This is a genomic window from Corynebacterium sp. MSK041, from assembly GCF_030232265.1.
GTDB lineage: Bacteria > Actinomycetota > Actinomycetes > Mycobacteriales > Mycobacteriaceae > Corynebacterium.
Genome location: NZ_JASPJK010000054.1, coordinates 1 through 436, shown reverse-complemented (window position 1 = coordinate 436; position 436 = coordinate 1). Strand labels below are relative to the sequence as shown.

The window sequence follows — 436 nt, the reverse complement described above, 5'->3', positions numbered from 1 at the left end:
TGGGGTTGCCCGCAAATGGTGGACACGTAGTGGAGCTACCTCATGGTTAGGCAGCTGTTTCTTCTTCGTTGGTGGTCTGGGTGATCTGGTGCTCGAAGTCGACGGGGCTGACCATCCCGAGTGCGGAGTGGCGCCGGCGGCGGTTGTAGACCACTTCAATCCAGCGGGCGACACCCGTGCGTGCAGCATCCCTGGTAGGCCAGCGTTGCCGGTCGTAGAACTCAGTCTTCAACGTCGACCAGAACGACTCGGCCATCGCGTTATCAAAGCACACCCCGGTACGCCCGACGGACTGGGCAATGCCCAGGCCGCGGCAGACGTCCCAGAGCTGCTCGCTGGTAAACTGTGCCCCACGGTCAGCGTGAAACACCAGGCCATCAGGAACCTCACCGCGTAGCGTATACGCCATCCGCAGGGCCCGTTCGACCAGGGAAGT

General features: G+C 62.4%; 1 protein-coding gene. It reads right to left on the bottom strand.

Going from position 1 to position 436, the window contains the following annotated elements:
* Positions 1-46 precede the first annotated feature (46 nt).
* The coding region (locus tag QP968_RS11165) for an integrase core domain-containing protein (protein ID WP_284856464.1) at positions 47-436 on the bottom strand (390 nt) is incomplete at its 5' end.